The sequence below is a fragment of the Segatella salivae F0493 genome (genome assembly GCF_000477535.1).
GTDB classification, from domain to species: Bacteria; Bacteroidota; Bacteroidia; order Bacteroidales; family Bacteroidaceae; genus Prevotella; species Prevotella salivae.
Genome location: NZ_AWGW01000015.1, coordinates 1 through 18,812, shown reverse-complemented (window position 1 = coordinate 18,812; position 18,812 = coordinate 1). Strand labels below are relative to the sequence as shown.

The following is an 18,812-nucleotide window of genomic DNA, read 5'->3' as shown; positions in this document are numbered from 1 at the left end:
TTATAATAGCCTTTTAGAGTATATCTCAGTTTAACAGAACATACATTCTCACTCCCATATTCGATTCTTATTACATAGACTTACGCATTCTTGCACTCAAGATCTCTTTTGGTGTTGTATTCTATATGACATTCTTTTATTCCCAATTAAAATCAGATGCCCCTTCAAAAGATTTTGCATTTGGTTCAAATTTTTTAGGCAACCTGTCTGCATTAGAAACATCTATGTTTAATTCTTCTGTTGCATTACTTTGTGTTCCTCCACTTGTTTGTAAATTTGTTCCTGTTAACAAAACTGCTTCATAAGCCAATGCGTACACTATGGATACTGGTTTTAGATAAGGTTTCTTCATGGTTTTAATTAAATGGTTTATTATTATTCAACGTTTAATCGCATAAATTATTTTCTTTGGGATGCCATAAATTAAAACAAAAAGATTTTCTTTGCGAGATAAAGTATAAAATCTTATATAATGATTCAACTTTATATAAAAGGTCTCTAAATAATAAAGAATTCCCGAACGCACCTTATTTCTACGTCCATACATACCGAAATTACCACGTTTAAATACAATATTTAAGATTGGCTTCCTATACGAATCTATATGTTTTGTTATTGGAAACGGATACTCAGGTTTTGCTAATCCTAAGTCTTTTACACATATATTCCCAAAGGCATTGAAAGCATTATAGTACCCAAGCTGCCTAAGCCAATACGATAAATCATCTTTTTCTTTTCCTTCACATAAAATATTTCGATATCCATATAATAATAATGTCATATCACAAATCTGACGCAATCCTATCCCAAGTTCTATGAAATGATGATATAAATGTAGGAAGGTAAAGACTATATTTTCAACAGGTGACAACGTTGGAACATTCGTTTTTCCCACCTTTATTGTATATGGAGTACTCTCTTTAATCATTCTATCAAAACTCTCCTGTATCTTAGACGAGGCAAAACGAAGCAAACAAAAATGCATTTCAAACATTATGTCTTTATATTCAAATGCTATATGTTGTTCATTATCACCTTCTTCATTTTCATGAAAGACTACATTCCACGCCTCAGAAATCACAGTACGTGCACGCTCAAAATCTTTTTCACTACAGTAGAAATCTATATCTCCAGATTGTCTCATAAGAGAATCCGGATAAAATTGTGCTAAAATCTGCCCTTTTACAATCAAAAAATCGATAGAATGTGACTTTAACAAATCACAAAGTTCTTCTAAAACAGCATTAGTCTTTATATTTTGTCTACGAATTTTATTTTGATATGCGATTATGTTAAAAACATCTTGTTTTGTTAGTTTAATGTTATGATGCTCTTCTAACAGACTTTGAATAAATAAACCTAAAACAGTTTGTCGTATTGCAGCACTCTGTATATCTTGAAAAACAATTCCCGACAAATCCTCATCTGCCAAGCTTCTTTTCCAAAGAGCAGATCGAACAATCTTCAGAAGAGCATCGTCTTTCTTTTCCATATCATTATTTATACAACTTAGTAAGCTAAATCAGTTTTATACATCTTTAGTAGTATCAAGCATAGAATACACAGAATTCTGCGAGATATATTCTGGAACTATTTCTTTCATCTTTCGAACAATACTCATTTCATCAAAAGATTTTGCAAGTTCTATAAGCTGGTCAATCTCTGAACTAACTTGATTAAAGTCGTATTCCTTAACTTTTGCTATCCTAATCTTCTTGTGGAAACTTGGTAAAGTGTCTTCTGCATTACCCAAGACCTCTTCATATAGTTTCTCACCAGGACGCAAACCTGTGTATACAATCTTCACATCTTTAGCTCCACTCAATTGAATCATGCGATGGGCCAAGTCAGCAATCCTCACAGGCTCACCCATATCGAAAACAAAGATCTCACCTCCTTTTCCATGAGTTCCTGCTTCAAGCACAAGTTTACAAGCTTCAGGAATCAACATAAAGAATCGAATGATGTTCGGATCTGTAACGGTTACTGGGCCACCTGCCTTTATTTGCTTCTCAAACAAAGGTATAACCGACCCCGTAGAACCCAATACATTGCCAAAGCGTGTAGTCACAAACTGAGTCGGAGCCTCTCCTTTCATACCACCATTATTATAATCGTTCAAAATCTTTTCATTCAAAGCTTGCGTATAAATCTCACAAATTCGCTTCGAACATCCCATTACATTGGTCGGATTTACAGCCTTATCTGTGCTAATCATGACGAATTTCTTCACACCATACTTCACACTTAAGTCTGCAACTACCTTTGTTCCATACACATTATTCTGTATACTTTCGCTCGGATTATCCTCCATCATGGGTACATGTTTGTAGGCAGCTGCATGAAAAACATAGTCTGGTCGGAACTCGCTAAATAGCCTTTCCATTCGCGATTGCTTAGTAATACTGGTGAGAACTATCGTACATTTAATGTCTGGATACTTATTCTTCATCAAGAGTTTAATGTCATGTTGTGGAGTTTCTGCCTGATCAATCAGCATCATACTACATGGCTTAAACGACGCAATCTGACGTACCATCTCACTTCCGATGCTACCAGCTGACCCTGTGATTAAAATCTTCTTGTCTTTCAACATGTCACCAACAGACTTCAAATCTACAGAGATCTCGCTCCGAGGTAACAGGTCATTAATGCTCACAGGCTGTAGATCCTTCACATCACTTTCAGCCCCCCACTCCTTCGTTTCAGGCAACATCAAAATCTTTATGCCTGCATCAATCAACATATCCTGCAAAAAATGGTCATTACGAAAACGCTCATTCTGCAATGGAGAGACGAGAACCGTAGAGATATGCCCCCTTTCTAAGAACGCACGTAACCCCTCGTTTACTTGATAAACGTGTTCACCCAGCAACAAATGCGACTTGTATTGCGGGTTATGACTGATAAAACCTTTCAATAAATAGCGTGATGGCTTCTCATTACGAATGCTCTTTGCCAAGCCGATTCCTCCATCTCTAACACCATAAATCAATGTTTTTGATGCACCATCATTAGCAAATGAAATGTCATAGACCGATTTTATTAAAACACGTGCAGTCCACATAGCCATCGTTGCGACTACATACATGACCACAAGTTGACGACCTTGTAGACGAACAAAATCTAATTCCCAACTATAAATGACATAATGCATCACCTCAGCTACACCTAATGACACGACCATGGCATAGCCCACACGCTTTAAATCAACAAAACTTGAGTATCTAATGATGCCTGAATAGGTATGAAAAAGCTTAAAACCGATAAGGTTAAAGCACATATACATAAATATCGTTTTCGACAACAGCTCGATATTTTTCAATGTTACTGCACCACGATAATACATCCAAAACACAAAGATTCCTGACAAATAGCAAATCAAGATATCCATAGCAAGGATGGCCCAATAAGGCAAAGAGCGCTTGGTAAAATACCAATTTGTTAATTTATTGAATACTATCATACGATAAAAGATTATAGGTTTAACAAAGAGAGTCCTTGATTGTGCTCACAATCCGTGCCACATCATCATCTGTAACCATAGGACCACTTGGCAAACATAGCCCTTGACGGAACAAACTTTCACTCACTCCATTGATATATGCTGGTGCATCTTTATAAACAGGTTGCTTGTGCATAGGTTTCCAAAGCGGTCTACTTTCGATGTTATTTGTATCAAGACAAACACGCATTGCCTCAACATTGTCGTTAGGTTCACAGTCGGTATGCGCTGTTAACGCCTGATGTACAACGCCAGCAGCCCCACCAACGGCGCCTTTTACAATTGTTTTATAAGCATTTTCCTGTCCTTTGACTTTCACATTTGGGGCAATTGTAATTGTATTTAACCAGAAGTTACTACTCATTTTCACGTCTGGATTGTCATGAAACTCTATCCCATCAACTTGCTTAAAGGCTTCCCTATAAAGCTCAGCGATATGTTGATGATGTTTAATATGCTCGTCAAGAATCATCATTTGGCCTCTACCTATACCAGCACAGATATTACTCATACGATAGTTATAACCGATTTCAGTGTGTTGATAGTATGGATATGACTCACGAGCTTGCGTTGCAAAATACATTATTCTGTTATAGCTTTCGTCATCAGGACATACTAACGCGCCCCCACCCGATGTCGTAATCATCTTATTTCCATTGAAACTTAGCACGCCAAATCGGCCAAACGTGCCCACCATTTGACCATTATAACGTGAGCCAAATCCCTCTGCTGCATCTTCAATTACAGGGATATCATAACGTGAAGCAACGTCTAAAAGTTCTTCGATTTTACCCGGCATACCATATAAATAGACGGGAATAATGGCCTTAGGTTTACGTCCTGTCTTCGCTATTCTGTCTTTAATCGTCTCTTCAAGAAGCTCAGGAGACATGTTCCATGTTTCGCTTTCAGAGTCTACAAACACTGGAGTTGCACCCAAATATGTTATAGGATGGGAAGATGCACAGAAGGTAAATGTCTGCACAATGACCTCGTCTCCGGGGCCAACGCCACATGCTATCAGAGCCAAATGAACTGCAGCTGTACCAGCAGATAGGGCTACTACTCGTTTATTTTGCCCCATATATTGCTCTAAATCCTTTTCAAATCCATTCACATTTGGGCCTAATGGTACCACCCAGTTCGTATCAAAGGCTTCCTGAATAAACTTCATTTCATGGCCACTCATATGGGCCAAACACAACAAAATGCGTTTCTGTGTCATATTATAAAAATCTTATAATCAATAGAAAAATAATTATTAGTATAATTACTATTTCTTCTCTGTCACTACGCGAGATATTCATCGCGCTCAAAATACAAAATAATCAAGTCCTGACAAATTTTATATTGCTAAACGAAGACTTGTAATTTGCCTTTCGTGCGCACTGATATCCCACTTCCTAAACTTTCATATCTGAATCTTATATGATTTTACAAAGTTAGATTTTTTTAATGTAAAATGCAAATTTATACTTAGCTTTATCGAATTAAAAACATATTTTTAAACAAAAATTAGAATGGAATCATTAATTCAGCACTGTTTAAACACAATAAGAGAGCAAGCTCACCATCATTTGATATTCATTCGACGAATGAAGAAAAGATATTCACACATCAACTTAATTCTGTAAAATTAAGGTCTAATATTTAACATTTTATTTTCTCTTGAAATAGAGAAATAAACATTGAAAAAAAGACTTTAAATTCCCCTTTCTTTGACTTTTATCAAAGAAAAGAATATACCCTCGTTGCAATCTAAGGCAAATCACACTGCTAAATCTGTCATTCTACACGACAAAACCCATGTAATTAAACCCTCATTTGACGCAAAACGCATGAATTTTTCATATCATTTTACAGTTTGTTTCAGCTTTAATCTTCTAACTTTGTGACTATAAATATCTTATAAAACACAAGAAAATAGGACTTCTTTTACCCAGCATAACTCCTCAACAAGAATGGGAGCATTCTATAAGATAGATTGTAAAGTTATATGATAAGATTTAACATATTATCTTTGAGCCCAAAAAACTCTGTAACGGCTATAAGAAAATACGATGAAACCATTATTCTGATAGAAAGTAAACCACTATTAACCATCCAATAAAACATTCACCAATGCTACTTTATCACAATCTTTCGACCCTGAGAAATGTATATTCCTTTGGGCAAAGCTCTTAGTGAAGTACCAACAAATAGCCCCTCGAGCGTATAGATTTTAGCAGACTCGGTCTTGAAAGTACTGGAGATTTTTATTATTGATAGAATCTCTTCCATAGAAAAAGCCTTAGCATTGAAGGTCTCATTACTTGTAAAACTCCATCGAAAAGCCTTCATTTTAATCTTCACATCCGCTTCTTGCTTATACAATTTACTATCTCCAAAGAAATAAGTTCCTCTCTTTGGCCTATATTCATCAGCCTTATAAACGCCATGACAAGTAATCCCCTGTTTCTGATATACTAAAGAAACACCCTGATTATAAGACAGTTTCACAAGCCCAAAATCATGGATATCATCTTCAACTGCATCCAACTTACCACAAAGAAGATAAGGTTTGTTCGCCTCCAATGGTCCATCCACCTTCTTAAAATGCAGCTTTCCGTCAGATATTCCCATTGGAAGGTAGGCTAAAGCTCCCTCTCCAAACACCTTCTTATAATTATCAACCTTAAACGGAAGTATTAAGGTATTGAAGCAATCAGACTTGAAGTGGCGTTTCAAACGAACATGAGCAGTTGTATGAATGCTATAAATATCGAGTGTATCACACAGCAATAATGATGCATTTTCAAGTTGATAGAATGATACTGGCGATGTTGTTGCAACATTCTTTCCCAGCAAATAGCGACCTGAATTTTTATCATAACGGATTTTTTCTCCTCCAATGAGCGCCTCAAGTTTACCATTTTCTTTCTTAAATGAAAGAATATTATGGTTATTTGGCATATAATTGAGCTTCAGAAAACCCTTATAATCTTTATCAGCACATAAGTAACGACGATTAACCCCCATGCGTTCAGAGGTCAGATTCCGTACATACCAGCCATCTTCGTGACGTTCAAAACACAATAAATCGCAATAAGGAAGAAGGTCACTAAGTTTAGTAGAGGGCCTATTTCCCTCTTTTATACCTGATGAGAAATAATAACTTGCATTGAATAATTTATATTGTGACCCAAAATATTGATTGTCAGCATAACCTGTCATGATATAGATTCCCCCATCTACCAGCTGACTTTCGTCTGTAAGTTCAGTCATTTTTACAGAAGAATCGTCTTGCCCCATCACATAGAAAGGACAAAAGCAAATCATGAGGAATAAGAAAAAATAGTGTTTCATGTTATAAATTTTTAAGTGATTGTTATAGCGCTTCGCAACACCAACGTGTTACTTTGAGCATGATTGCCATGCCAGGAATCTCTTTTAACAGATAGTATTTTTTGTTGGAACGCACCAATCGTCCTGTCAGCCCTTTCAAAGGACCATGTTTTACAAGTACTTTATCTCCCTTTTTCAAGTGTGCCTGTTGTTCACTTAGAAACTTTTTCATCGTTAACTCAGGGTTACACATGGCCTGGAACTCATACATTTGATGAGCAGGAATCTCTGAATAACGCCGGTCTTCGCGTGTTTTTGTGACAACACTCATCTTATATGACGACTCGGTAACAATCTTTTTGACTTCCTTTTCGTCTCTATCCTTCTTGATAAACAGCAGATTGCGTACAACAGGACGAAGCACATGTTTGATATGATGGTCGCTATCTTCGACGTCAACATACTCTTCTGGAATAAAGACTTCAAACTGATTTTCCTTAAAAAATTCAGCAACCGCCTTCTGACGAACAGTAAAAAGTCTGATAGCATACCACGGACGATTATCTCGTTCGTCTTCTTCTGTCGACAAATCGGCACGCATCGGCTCCTTGAATGATGAGTTTTCTTCTAACATTGGCTTTCTAATCAAAAAAGATTAAAATTCACTTGTAAAGTGGAAACGAATGTTCTTAAAGTCTTGTTGCGCCATAGAGAGTACATAACTACTATCTGCAAGAAAGACATCCCGTCCCTCAGTATCTTTTGCCATGTACTGATACTTGCGCTTCTTAAAGTTATCAAACTCGGTCACATCATCGGCTTCAACCCAACAAGCCTTATAAAGGTGAACAGGTTCCCAACGACATTTTGCATTATATTCATGCTCAAGGCGATATTGTATAACTTCAAACTGCAACTGACCAACCGTTCCCACAACCTTGCGTCCATTGAATTGATTGACAAAAAGCTGTGCAACACCTTCGTCCATCAACTGGTCTAAGCCCTTCTGGAATTGCTTACTCTTCATTGGATCGTCGTTTTCGATATACTTAAACAACAGCGGAGAGAAGCTGGGAAGACCGCGGAAATGAAGCAATTCGCCCTCAGTGAGCGTGTCACCAATCTTAAAAATACCATTATCTGGCAGTCCAACAATGTCACCAGGATAGGCTTCTTCCACAGTACTTTTACGCTGTGCCATGAACTGAGTGGGGGAAGAGAAGCGCACAGTCTTGCCTTGTCTCACATGAAGATAAGGCTGATTACGCACAAACTTGCCCGAACAAACCTTGCAGAAAGCTATACAACTGCGATGGTTTGGGTCGATATTGGCGGTAATCTTAAATATAAAACCTGTGAATTTTGGTTCTGTTGGTTCAACCATTCGCTCTTCAGCCTTTGTTGGTTTGGGGCTTGGTGCGATGTCAACAAAGCAGTCTAACAACTCCTGTACACCAAAGTTATTGAGAGCCGAACCAAAGAAAACGGGGGCAACCTCGGCACTTCGGTAGGTTTCTTTAACGAAAACAGGATATACTCCATCAACCAACTCAAGATCATCTCTCAGTTGTTGTGCTTCACGTTCACCGACCTTTTCATCCAACTCTTTGGAATTGATGTCTACAGCAACCTTTTCCGTGACACGCTGCTTATTGGGTGTGAACAGGTTTAATTGCTGTTCATAGATATTATAGACACCTTTGAAACGCTGACCTTGCCCTATCGGCCATGAGAGAGGACGCACTTTAATCTGTAATTCCTCTTCAAGTTCGTCGAGTAAATCAAAGGGATCGCGCCCCTCCCGGTCCATTTTATTGATGAAGATGATAACAGGAGTGTTGCGCATTCGACACACTTCCATGAGTTTTCTCGTTTGAGTCTCGACACCTTTTGCTCCATCTACGACAATGATTGCAGAGTCAACAGCTGTCAATGTGCGGTAAGTATCCTCAGCAAAGTCTTGGTGTCCCGGCGTATCAAGAATGTTAACCTTATATGGTTCTCCTGATTCTCCATCGGGAAGATAGTCGAATTCCATCACAGAAGTAGACACAGAGATACCACGTTGCTTCTCTATGTCCATCCAGTCTGACGTTGCTGTCTTGCGAATCTTATTGTTTTTAACTGCTCCGGCCACTTGAATCTGTCCACCGAAAAGCAGGAATTTTTCTGTTAACGTAGTCTTACCAGCATCCGGATGGGATATAATGGCGAATGTACGTCTTCTTTGTATCTCGTTCATATCAATTCTGTTACCTTGTATTACATGCTTTTCCGCATCATGATATTATTGCAAAGCAGCAATACATTTCTTCAAACTATCTGTCCAATAAGGAATAGTTATACCGAAAGTATCTTTTATTTTGGACTTATCAAGTACTGAATAGGCGGGACGTTTCACAGGACTTGGGAATTCATCACTGTGACAAGGTTGGATGTCGCATGTCGTATGACCAGCCATTTGAGCGATAACCTTAGTGAAATCATACCAGGAACATACTCCTTCATTACTGAAATGGTAGATTCCTTCATTGTTATCAAACTTTCTGTTTTCTATGATATCATAAATCACATCGGCAAGATCTCCAGCGTAAGTTGGTGTGCCACACTGATCAAAAACAACCTTTAATTGAGGCTTTGTAGCTGTAAGTGAGAGCATAGTCTTAACGAAATTCTTTCCAAACTCAGAGTATAGCCATGCCGTTCTGATAATGATATGCTTTACTCCTGTAGCTAAGATACGCTGCTCTCCATGCAATTTAGTCAGTCCATACACCCCAGTCGGACTACCCTTTTGGTCTTCTCGGCATGGAGTATTATAGGGGTCGCCCCCGAAAACATAGTCTGTGCTGATGTGAACCAATAGGCCTCCTACCTCTCTCATAGCCATAGCGAGGTTCTCTGGAGCCTTAGCATTGAGCTGTTCTACGATATCTCCCGCTGTCTCGGCTGCGTCAACATTTGTCCAAGCAGCACAATTGATAATACACTTTACATCTAATTGAGCTACCATCTGACGAATAGCATCAAGATTTGTGATATCCAATTTCTCATAACCATCACATACATCTGTAAAGATATAATGGTCTTGACTATGTTTGGAAACCTTTTGTATTTCGTTACCCAACTGTCCGTTTGCACCCGTAACTAAGATATTCATATATTTTTAGGTCTTTTATATCGTTTAGTATAATCTATTCTTCACCAAAATCCAAGCCTTCTGTTTCATTTTTCAGACAGTAATCGCTTAGCATTCCTATAAAAGTTGATATCTCTTTAATAGCATGTTCTGTTTCAGGAGATATCTCTTTTTTCTGCATTCTCAACATCATAATACCATAAAGTGCATCAAGACATGTTTCGATTTCACTTATATTCTTGTCTCCTTTACCACGTAATTCAACGATAAAGGGTAACACTTTATAATACTCTGCGTTATAAATGGGGAATCTATTACTCTGTAATAAGCGTTGATGAAGGTCTACTAAATCACGAACAATGATATCATTGATATTGAGATGGCCCTGATCTCGCTTTCCTTCTTCATTCATCATGCGAACCAAATTGCCAAACCAGTCAATCTCATCTTCCTTTTGTTCATCAGTATAATCAGTAAATTTACTGATATATGCCTTACGAATCAAAGGAAGAGAACAGCCCATTGCTCGGATGATATCTTCTATCTGCCACATATAAAGCAAGTATTCTGCGATAGATTTCGTTCTTAATTCTTTTGCTATAAACATGTTGAATAAATACTGTTTGAGTCGATTTCATTCCTACATCAACGAAGCAAGTTCGGGAAGATGATACAAATTAAAGATTGTACCGACAAGCGCTATCAAAGAAAATATAATAACTATGCAGCCAATTACCTTGTTAATGATAACTATTCCGTTATCATCAAACTTACCACGAATCCTATCTACCAACCACGTTAGGCCGTACCACCAAAGTAATGCACCAAATAACACACTTATATATCCCACGCACATTTCAATCTTATGGGCTGGAGTAACGAATGCAAACAAGGCAAATAGCATCATAAAATAAGGCACAATAAGCAAATTACTGAATGTAACAACAAAGGCAGTCAAGGCATTATGCCATAAGGAACCACGATTATTACCATTACTTGTATGTGCATTTTGCATAGGATTGCTACGGAAACTATAGATACCAAAAAGCAAAATAAGCACTGCTCCAAATATCTGTAGATAGAATTTTGTATTTGGATTTTTCACGAAATCAATTACAAAACTCATTCCAACACCTGTAAGAATAGCATAAATTAAATCACTTAATGCTGCTCCTACACCCGTTACAAACCCAAACCAGCGTCCTTTCTTAAGGGTACGATTAATACATAGAATACCAACTGGACCCATAGGAGCCGATGCTAATATTCCAATAACGATTCCCTTGAATATGAGTTCCAAGATATCTATTTGAAAAGGGAGTGACATATCCATACAGGGCACAAAGTTAAAAAAAAAAAGACAGATTGCAAAAAGCAACCTGCTTAAATATGAAAAATTTATAATTCCCAACCAACGGCACTCGCTCCAAGCACTGCTGCACTTGAACCTTCGAGACCACTAATAAGGAACTTTGCCTTATTCTTAAACACAGGAAGCACATGTTTGTTATAACTTTCAAGCAAAGGTCTCATTAACAAGTTTCCCGCTTTTGTCAAACCACCAAAGAAGATAAAGGCTTCAGGGCTCGAAAATGCAGTGAAATTAGCACATGCTTCGCCTAACATCTCTCCGGTAAACTCGTATACTCGGTTGGCTAAAGCATCACCCTTTTCAGCAGCAATACTAACATCCAATGATGTAATATCATCTGCATTCATGTCTCGAAGCAATGAAGGTTCATCACTCTTTGAAAGGAACTCACGTGCAGTGCGAGCCACACCAGTTGCTGAACAATAAGCCTCAAGGCAGCCATTACGACCACATCCACATGAACGTCCATCGGTTGGACGAACTATTACATGGCCAAGTTCACCGGCAAATCCATCACAACCATAGACCATTTGACCATTAACAACGATTCCAGAGCCTACACCTGTACCCAAAGTAATAACAATAAAGTTCTTCATTCCACGCGCAACACCATAGGTCATCTCACCAATGGCTGCCGCATTTGCGTCATTTGTCAAACCGACAGGAATGCCTCCAAGTCGCTTACTGAACATATCAGCCAATGGAACTATACCACTTCGTCCCCAAGAAAGATTGGGAGCAAACTCTATTGTACCTGTATAGTAGTTGCCATTTGGTGCACCTATACCCATAGCTTTAATGGTATCAATGCCTCCAACCTGATCAATGATAATATTTAATGCCTCTACTGAAGCATCAACATAATCCTCAACATTAGGAAATCCCTGCGTTTTAATCGCAGTAGTAGCCTTGATTTCACCTCGTGAATCTACGATACCAAAGACAGAATTGGTTCCACCAAGATCAAGACCAATTACATACGGTTTCATTGTTTCGTTTGTGTTCATGTTCTATTATTTATATTGTTTATTATCAATCGTTAGTAGTTAAACGCTAAGCAAAGATATTATATTTCTCTGATTGTAGCAAATTTTTTGATAAAAACATTACTCTGAACTGAAATCTGCTACGAGATGACGATACATACTATACATACGTGTGCGAGAAACATAGCCTTCTAAGTGCCCATTTACATCGACAACAGGAAGGAAATTGCAATTAGCTTTCTCAAATTTCCTCATTACATCGATCATCTTATCCTCTCTTACAAGTGACGAAGGGACAGGAGTCATGATGTCTTTTACCGTGAACCGATTATATAATTCGGATCTAAACATGATGTGACGAATCTTTGTTATATCAATCTCTCCAAGCAAGGTACCTGCATTATCAAGTACAGGAAGGAAGCTCGTATGGCTTTTACTAATGGCATTAATCAATTTACCAAGCTGCATATCTGGGTCAACTGAGGTAAACTGTCGGTCGATAATACTGTCTAAACTCATTAAGGTTAGGATGGCTTGGTCGGTATGATGCGTCAACAACTTACCCTCTCGAGCCAATCGCATGCCGTAGATGCTGTGCTGTTCAAAGATATTTATGGTCAGATATGCACAGATACAAACAATCATTAAAGGGATAAACAGCTGATAACCCGCTGTTAGTTCGGCGATGAGGAATATGCCAGTAAGAGGCGCTTGCATTACTCCAGCCATAACACCAGCCATACCCATGAGTGCAAAATTCTTCTCTGGAGCATACACTCCAAGTTGATATATATTCCAAATTCGAGCAAAGAAGAATCCCGAGAAGCCTCCGATAAACAATGCCGGGGCAAAGGTTCCTCCACAACCTCCTGCTCCATTGGTGGCCGATGTAGCGAAAACTTTTGTAAAAACGACAAGACCGACATAAACAACTAACAGATTACTATGTCCATAAAACATCGAACCATTCATCACTTGCTCCCAATCTGCAACGGTTTTCCCATCAAGGAAGATGTTAACCATATTGTAACCTTCTCCATAAAGCGAAGGAAAGAAGAAGATTAACACACTAAGTGTCAGACCACCCAATGCGAGTTTTAGATAAGGATGACGCTTCATGTTGGCAAACATGTTTTCGCATGCTGTCATAGTACGCATGAAATAAAGGCCAACGATACCACAAAACACACCTAATATAATATAAGGTGGGACACGCTGGATATCCCATGAACTATCCATATGATAGGAGAAGAGTGATTCGCTGCCTACAAAGATATAGCTGAAACACGTAGCTGTGACACTCGCTATTAAGATAGGAAGCAATGAAGCCATTGTCAAGTCGAGCATTAATACCTCAAGTGTGAACACCAAACCAGCTATTGGAGCTTTAAAAATACCTGAAATTGCTGCAGTAGCACCACATCCTACGAGCAACATTGCAGTCCGGGCATCCATCTTAAAAAGCTTAGCCAGGTTACTACCAATGGCAGATCCCGTAAGCACAATAGGCGCTTCTGCTCCTACAGACCCACCAAATCCAATGGTAATACTTGATGCTACAACCGAAGACCAACAGTTATGACCCTTTAAACGCGATTGTTTCGTTGAGATAGCATAAAGTACACGCGTTATACCATGCGAGATATTGTCCTTTACAACATATTTAATAAAGAGCGAAGTCAAGTAGATTCCCATTATTGGGAAAAGCAGATAAAGCCAGTTAAAGGTTGTTCTATCAAAGCCAGCCGTTAGTAAATGCTGAATCTCTTTTATCATACTGTGCAGCACATAGCCTGCAACAGAAGCAAAAAAGCCTATGACAAAAGCAAGGATAAGGGTCATTTGTCGATCTGACAAATGTTCCTTACACCACTTTCTTAAATCTATTATCTTCAATTTTAATATAGCTTTGAACGATAATTCTACTTTCGAATCACGGTAACCTCACCATCACGACCAAGTTTTATAATAGAGCTTGGCACATGAGGCTTATGCTCCTGACGTCTACTCCAACATACATAGTCCACGGCTTTCAATATCTCTTCACTAATATCTCCATAGTTTGCTGCTGCAGGTTCGCCACTAACATTTGCACTTGTACTAACAATCGGTTTCTGAAAACGAAAACAAAGTTCCTTACTAAAAGGTTCATTTGTAATGCGAACAGCTAAACTTCCATCTTCTGCCACAAGGTTTTCAGCGACATTTACCGCATCATCAAGGATAACTGTCGTAGGCTTTACAGCCGCATCTAATAACTCCCAAGCCACTGCTGGCACGTTTCTGAAACAACGTTGCAAACGTGCATCCGAATCAACAAGACAGATAAGCGCCTTCGAATCATCTCGTTTCTTGATTGCATATACCTTAGCTACCGCCTCCTTATTGGTCGCATCACACCCTATTCCCCATACCGTGTCTGTGGGATATAATATGACTCCACCTTTTCTCATGCATTCAACTGCATTACGAATATCCTCTTCTTTTGTCATCTTCTTAGTTATTTTTTTATCTATATATACTGTTATGAATATCTTTTTACTATAACAGCTTACTCATTTTGACACAAATTTAAACTGCCTATCACGCATTCCATTTAAGAAATCACGTGCAGTCATACGTTTCTTTCCTACCGGTTGCAACTCCAATAGCTCCAACCAACCATCACTACACCTTACAAACAGACGGCCTTTCAACGTCCTTACACTCCCAAGTTCACCTTCCCAAGTCTCTGAAGTCTTTGCTGTCTTAAAGATTTTCATCACACTTCGCTGACCATTTTCATCGATTGTCGTCCAGGTTCCAGGATAAGGACTCAGTCCACGCACAAAGTCATAGACACGTTTAACTGGCAGGTGCCAATCAATCTCACACGTTTCCTTGAATATCTTTGGTGCAGGCAGTAACTCGTCTTCTTTGAATTGCATGAAGTTACTTTGTGCAATACTATCTATATTGCCATCGTTCTCAAGCATCTTATCAATTGTTTCCGTAGCAATATCGGCCCCAAGATTCATTAAGCCGTTATAAACATACTCCACATCTGCATCATCTGGTATGCTAAAATGCTTCTGCATGATAATTCGTCCCGTATCAATATTCTTATCAAGAAAGAAAGTTGTCACACCCGTTTCTGTCTCTCCGTTAATCACTGCCCAATTGATTGGAGCAGCACCCCTATATTGTGGGAGCAAAGCGGCATGCACATTAAAGGTTCCAAAGCGTGGCATAGCCCATACTATCTCGGGTAATATGCGAAAAGCTACAACCACTTGAAGGTCTGCTTTATATTGTGCCAACTGCTCAACAAATACAGGATCTTTCATCTTTACAGGCTGTAGAACTGGCAAACCATGTGCTTCTGCATATTGTTTAACAGGTGAAGCTTGCACTTGTTGTTGGTGGCGGCCCACTGGTTTGTCGGGTTGTGTCACCACAGCCACAACATTATATCCGCCTTCTACAAGTCGTTGGAGTGATGCAACGGCAAATTCGGGCGTACCCATGAAGACAATTCTCAGTTCTTCTTTTTTCATTCTGCAAATTGTTTATTACGCAAAAGTAATAAATTTCTTTGTAAAAGCCATGACAAGAACTATTGATTTTTGTCACATTTTGTGTGTTTCATGCTCACCAATCCAGCTCGATTAGTAAATAATAAAATAAAAAAAGACCTTTGAATACGGCGACTATCCATATTCAAAGGACATAAAACGTCCCCCCATTCAAAGGTCTTCATAAAATCATACCCAAGAGGCTGAGCCATAAAACTCAGTCTCTGCGCATGTCAATACTTATTTAATTTCAATATTTCGCTGTACTTTCTGTTCCTCTTTACGCACTCTTGGCAACACGATTTCAAGCACACCATCAAGCACTTTAGCACTAACCTTCTCGCGATCTACATCATCAGGGAGAACATAACTCTGCTGATAATTTGAATAAGAGAACTCTCTGCGAAGATAATGTTCTTTCTTTTCTTCTTCTTTATGCTCCAACTTATTCTCTATAGCGATTTCAAGGTTGCCCTTATCATCAATGTTTACACGGCAAAACTCTTTCTTAATGCCAGGCACTGCGACTTCCATCACATAACCATTCTCATTGACTTTCACGTTAACTGCTGGCGCAGTAGCGTTCATTCTCGATAGAGCGTTGTCACTAAAGAAATCATTAAAAGCATTGTCTAACCAATCATTATTAGTTCTAATTACTGGAAACAACATAATAAATACCTCCTATTTTTTATTCAACTTAATCTTTTTGTATTGGATTCTCAGCCATTAGCTTCGAAATCCGCTACCTAAAATGCAACTAATATGCCGTTGAATATTTTGTGTCAAAATGGCAGTTTTAAGCCATTTTTATAGCTTTTACCAGGAAATGTCTGCAATTTTGACAGAAAATAGCTATGCTTTAAAAGAACAGAACCTGTTGACTTATTCTATTAAAGAGATAAAACGATTGATTCCTTGGATATCTTTCACGCCTGGAGTCAGTTCAAACGCATGATTAATTTCTATGCCAACACATTTAGAACAACGAATTGTTTGGAGAGCTTCAGCATCATTAAGTCCGATATTTCCACTCAAAATAAAAGGCAGTTCGCCATGATAGGCCGCGAGCAAGGTTTCATTCCATGACACAACTTCTTGATTTTGTCCTTCTCGTTTTATGCGAAAGCACAATAAATCAGCATGACCTTCAAAAGACTTGCACCTTTCAAAATCAGCCAAAGTAGCTATATCAAGAGTCTTAATAATCTTGATTCCACGCCTAATATCAGGGTCAACAGACCGCCTGAGATTATCAATCATCACAGGACTCTCGTCTCCTTGCAATTGCACATAATCGAGATCATAGTTATAAATGCGTGTGATGATATTCTGTGGCATATCATCTGCAAAGATACCAAGACGCTTTACACGCTGAGTTTCTACATCATTTATCTCCTGACCGCGTTGTTGCAGATAACGATCCCGACTGTAATCTGGAATAAGTCCGGAATTACTGGGAATCATTTTCACAACTTGTGGCGAGTCAGAACAAAACACAAAACCCAGTATATCAATATCCGTTGCGAGCAGTTCTCTGATGTTTTCTCCATCACAAACACCGCAAACACTAATTAAAAATCTCTTTTTTGTGTTCATATTGATGTATTTTTAAGTTCATGAATAAATTGTTTCAGGGCTTCACCGGGGACAGGTTGTTTCATCAACACATCTGAAACAAGCAGCCCATCGTAGCCTGCCGACCGCAAACGTGCGGCAGTTGACGCATCAGGAATACCATTTTCACTCACCTTGCAGAGTCCTTTTGGAAGATGGTCTGCCAGGGTTAAACTGGTGTTTACATCCGAAACAAAGGTTCGAAGGTCGCAGTTATTCACACCACACAAGTCTGGTTCAAGCTCAAGATAGTCCAAACTACGCTCTTCATGCAGTTCAATCATCACCTCTAATTCCAACTGATGAGCCAGCGATATCATGCGTTTGCACTCGTCTTTCGATAGCACCTCTGCTATCAGTACTATCGCCGAAGCACCACAAAAACGTGCTTGCAGAAGCTGATAATCGTCAACTATGAAGTTATTATAAAGGATAGGAAGTTGCACTCCAACCGCTCTTGCCTCTTGCACAAACTCATCATAGCCTGCAAAATAATCGATATCGGTGACTACACTCAAAGCCGTAGCCCCACTCTTTTCATAGGCCAAGCACACACCCGAAGCCTTAACAGCCTCGTTTATCCACCCTTTTACAGGCGATTTACGCTTAAATTCAGCTATGATTCCCATGTCCGAGTGTTGCAAAGCAAATGACAAACCTTCTTCTTTTAAAGGCTTATGTGATAGATTATCCATCTGTTGAGCAACCAAAGCATATAGTTGACGCGGAGAAATAAAGCGTTTGCGTTGGTCAATTTCTATGTGTTTGTGAGCTATAATCTCTTCTAATAAATTCATCTCTAATCTATTCTATTCTGCACAACATCTCATTCTTCACCCTGTTTTCAGTTTCTTTATGAATAGAAAATCATAGGGTGGCATCAGACTTCAAATGACATAACCTTATAATATATGTCGTTCGTTCATCTAAACACCGCTGAAATGAAACAATTACAAATATACATTATTTTCTGAAATCTATCGACAAAATACACAAAAAAGTAGTTATAAGAAGATTTTTTGAACAAAGAAACTGCATAACAAAACACTTTTCTTATTCCAAAACAAGAGAGATTACATTCCACATTGATTGCATGAACCCTGTAAAGCCATACAAAAACAGAAGCAAAGCGACGGAAAGATTTTGCCAAGTTCTATCAATTGAAAGCGCAAAAACGATGGTCCGTATACGCAAAGGCTATCACACGCTAAATAATTCGAAGTAAACTTATCTACCAACACATTACATCTCCGAACACAATCACCGAACAAACTGATTATCAATCATATAGAAACGAACCATGTTTCCTATCATT

Annotated in this window: 17 protein-coding genes; all 17 read right to left on the bottom strand. The window is 38.6% G+C overall.

What is annotated here, in order from left to right; all coding sequences use genetic code 11:
* Window positions 1-136: 136 nt before the first annotated feature.
* The 17 genes from HMPREF9145_RS05130 to HMPREF9145_RS05050 all read right to left on the bottom strand — a co-directional run bounded on the left by HMPREF9145_RS05130 (window position 137) and on the right by HMPREF9145_RS05050 (window position 18,294).
* The gene (locus HMPREF9145_RS05130) at window positions 137-352 is read right to left on the bottom strand and encodes a hypothetical protein (protein ID WP_036906698.1); all 216 of its coding nucleotides are present in this window, start codon (window positions 350-352) and stop codon (window positions 137-139) included.
* Between the two features lie 27 nt (window positions 353-379).
* Entirely contained in the window at window positions 380-1,492 is a 1,113-nt protein-coding gene (locus HMPREF9145_RS05125) for a nucleotidyltransferase domain-containing protein (RefSeq protein WP_021825338.1), read from the bottom strand.
* A gap of 36 nt (window positions 1,493-1,528) precedes the next feature.
* The gene (locus HMPREF9145_RS05120) at window positions 1,529-3,466 is read right to left on the bottom strand and encodes a polysaccharide biosynthesis protein (RefSeq protein WP_036906695.1); all 1,938 of its coding nucleotides are present in this window, start codon (window positions 3,464-3,466) and stop codon (window positions 1,529-1,531) included.
* A 19-nt stretch (window positions 3,467-3,485) separates the two neighbouring features.
* Window positions 3,486-4,730, bottom strand: coding sequence for a DegT/DnrJ/EryC1/StrS family aminotransferase (locus HMPREF9145_RS05115; RefSeq protein WP_021825327.1), 1,245 nt, complete (start codon window positions 4,728-4,730; stop codon window positions 3,486-3,488).
* Window positions 4,731-5,629: 899 nt separating this feature from the next.
* Window positions 5,630-6,850 carry a hypothetical protein gene (locus tag HMPREF9145_RS05110; protein ID WP_021825317.1) on the bottom strand — a complete coding sequence of 407 codons (1,221 nt, stop codon included), beginning with the start codon at window positions 6,848-6,850 and terminating at the stop codon, window positions 5,630-5,632.
* Between the two features lie 22 nt (window positions 6,851-6,872).
* Window positions 6,873-7,463, bottom strand: a complete 591-nt coding sequence (locus tag HMPREF9145_RS05105) for a UpxY family transcription antiterminator (RefSeq protein ID WP_021825345.1) — start codon at window positions 7,461-7,463, stop codon at window positions 6,873-6,875.
* A gap of 21 nt (window positions 7,464-7,484) precedes the next feature.
* A complete protein-coding gene (locus HMPREF9145_RS05100; RefSeq protein WP_021825309.1) occupies window positions 7,485-9,071 on the bottom strand; it encodes a peptide chain release factor 3 in 1,587 nt (528 codons plus the stop codon).
* Between the two features lie 45 nt (window positions 9,072-9,116).
* Complete coding sequence (gene rfbD / locus HMPREF9145_RS05095; RefSeq protein WP_021825331.1) at window positions 9,117-9,989, bottom strand: dTDP-4-dehydrorhamnose reductase; 873 nt, start codon at window positions 9,987-9,989, stop codon at window positions 9,117-9,119.
* A 34-nt stretch (window positions 9,990-10,023) separates the two neighbouring features.
* On the bottom strand, window positions 10,024-10,575 hold the full coding sequence (locus HMPREF9145_RS05090; RefSeq protein ID WP_021825343.1) for a DUF4924 family protein: 552 nt from the start codon (window positions 10,573-10,575) through the stop codon (window positions 10,024-10,026).
* Window positions 10,576-10,608: 33 nt separating this feature from the next.
* Window positions 10,609-11,301, bottom strand: coding sequence for a LysE family translocator (locus HMPREF9145_RS05085; RefSeq protein WP_007134063.1), 693 nt, complete (start codon window positions 11,299-11,301; stop codon window positions 10,609-10,611).
* Between the two features lie 65 nt (window positions 11,302-11,366).
* Window positions 11,367-12,347, bottom strand: coding sequence for an ROK family protein (locus HMPREF9145_RS05080; RefSeq protein WP_021825333.1), 981 nt, complete (start codon window positions 12,345-12,347; stop codon window positions 11,367-11,369).
* A gap of 99 nt (window positions 12,348-12,446) precedes the next feature.
* Window positions 12,447-14,168, bottom strand: coding sequence for a chloride channel protein (locus HMPREF9145_RS05075; protein WP_052026743.1), 1,722 nt, complete (start codon window positions 14,166-14,168; stop codon window positions 12,447-12,449).
* A gap of 80 nt (window positions 14,169-14,248) precedes the next feature.
* On the bottom strand, window positions 14,249-14,818 hold the full coding sequence (locus tag HMPREF9145_RS05070) for an L-threonylcarbamoyladenylate synthase (protein WP_021825299.1): 570 nt from the start codon (window positions 14,816-14,818) through the stop codon (window positions 14,249-14,251).
* Between the two features lie 63 nt (window positions 14,819-14,881).
* The gene (gene fmt / locus HMPREF9145_RS05065; protein WP_021825326.1) at window positions 14,882-15,862 is read right to left on the bottom strand and encodes a methionyl-tRNA formyltransferase; all 981 of its coding nucleotides are present in this window, start codon (window positions 15,860-15,862) and stop codon (window positions 14,882-14,884) included.
* A gap of 258 nt (window positions 15,863-16,120) precedes the next feature.
* Window positions 16,121-16,552, bottom strand: a complete 432-nt coding sequence (locus HMPREF9145_RS05060; protein ID WP_021825282.1) for an Hsp20/alpha crystallin family protein — start codon at window positions 16,550-16,552, stop codon at window positions 16,121-16,123.
* Window positions 16,553-16,765: 213 nt separating this feature from the next.
* Entirely contained in the window at window positions 16,766-17,479 is a 714-nt protein-coding gene (locus HMPREF9145_RS05055) for a phosphoribosylanthranilate isomerase (protein ID WP_021825304.1), read from the bottom strand.
* Window positions 17,476-18,294 (bottom strand): indole-3-glycerol phosphate synthase TrpC, encoded by an 819-nt coding sequence (locus tag HMPREF9145_RS05050; protein ID WP_021825310.1) that lies wholly within the window; start codon window positions 18,292-18,294, stop codon window positions 17,476-17,478. Before HMPREF9145_RS05050 ends, HMPREF9145_RS05055 begins: the two co-directional genes overlap by 4 nt.
* Between the last annotated feature and the right edge of the window lie 518 nt (window positions 18,295-18,812).

What these genes read in the sequence shown, in the direction of transcription:
- HMPREF9145_RS05075 (WP_052026743.1), bottom strand. Translation starts at nt 14,168, where the DNA reads ATGACCCTTATCCTTGCTTTTGTCATAGGCTTTTTTGCTTCTGTTGCA.
- HMPREF9145_RS05125 (WP_021825338.1), bottom strand. Translation starts at nt 1,492, where the DNA reads ATGGAAAAGAAAGACGATGCTCTTCTGAAGATTGTTCGATCTGCTCTT.
- HMPREF9145_RS05050 (WP_021825310.1), bottom strand. Translation starts at nt 18,294, where the DNA reads ATGAATTTATTAGAAGAGATTATAGCTCACAAACACATAGAAATTGAC.
- HMPREF9145_RS05060 (WP_021825282.1), bottom strand. Translation starts at nt 16,552, where the DNA reads ATGTTGTTTCCAGTAATTAGAACTAATAATGATTGGTTAGACAATGCT.
- HMPREF9145_RS05085 (WP_007134063.1), bottom strand. Translation starts at nt 11,301, where the DNA reads ATGGATATGTCACTCCCTTTTCAAATAGATATCTTGGAACTCATATTC.
- HMPREF9145_RS05055 (WP_021825304.1), bottom strand. Translation starts at nt 17,479, where the DNA reads ATGAACACAAAAAAGAGATTTTTAATTAGTGTTTGCGGTGTTTGTGAT.
- HMPREF9145_RS05120 (WP_036906695.1), bottom strand. Translation starts at nt 3,466, where the DNA reads ATGATAGTATTCAATAAATTAACAAATTGGTATTTTACCAAGCGCTCT.
- HMPREF9145_RS05070 (WP_021825299.1), bottom strand. Translation starts at nt 14,818, where the DNA reads ATGACAAAAGAAGAGGATATTCGTAATGCAGTTGAATGCATGAGAAAA.
- HMPREF9145_RS05100 (WP_021825309.1), bottom strand. Translation starts at nt 9,071, where the DNA reads ATGAACGAGATACAAAGAAGACGTACATTCGCCATTATATCCCATCCG.
- HMPREF9145_RS05090 (WP_021825343.1), bottom strand. Translation starts at nt 10,575, where the DNA reads ATGTTTATAGCAAAAGAATTAAGAACGAAATCTATCGCAGAATACTTG.
- HMPREF9145_RS05115 (WP_021825327.1), bottom strand. Translation starts at nt 4,730, where the DNA reads ATGACACAGAAACGCATTTTGTTGTGTTTGGCCCATATGAGTGGCCAT.
- HMPREF9145_RS05105 (WP_021825345.1), bottom strand. Translation starts at nt 7,463, where the DNA reads ATGTTAGAAGAAAACTCATCATTCAAGGAGCCGATGCGTGCCGATTTG.
- HMPREF9145_RS05130 (WP_036906698.1), bottom strand. Translation starts at nt 352, where the DNA reads ATGAAGAAACCTTATCTAAAACCAGTATCCATAGTGTACGCATTGGCT.
- HMPREF9145_RS05110 (WP_021825317.1), bottom strand. Translation starts at nt 6,850, where the DNA reads ATGAAACACTATTTTTTCTTATTCCTCATGATTTGCTTTTGTCCTTTC.
- fmt (WP_021825326.1), bottom strand. Translation starts at nt 15,862, where the DNA reads ATGAAAAAAGAAGAACTGAGAATTGTCTTCATGGGTACGCCCGAATTT.
- HMPREF9145_RS05080 (WP_021825333.1), bottom strand. Translation starts at nt 12,347, where the DNA reads ATGAACACAAACGAAACAATGAAACCGTATGTAATTGGTCTTGATCTT.
- rfbD (WP_021825331.1), bottom strand. Translation starts at nt 9,989, where the DNA reads ATGAATATCTTAGTTACGGGTGCAAACGGACAGTTGGGTAACGAAATA.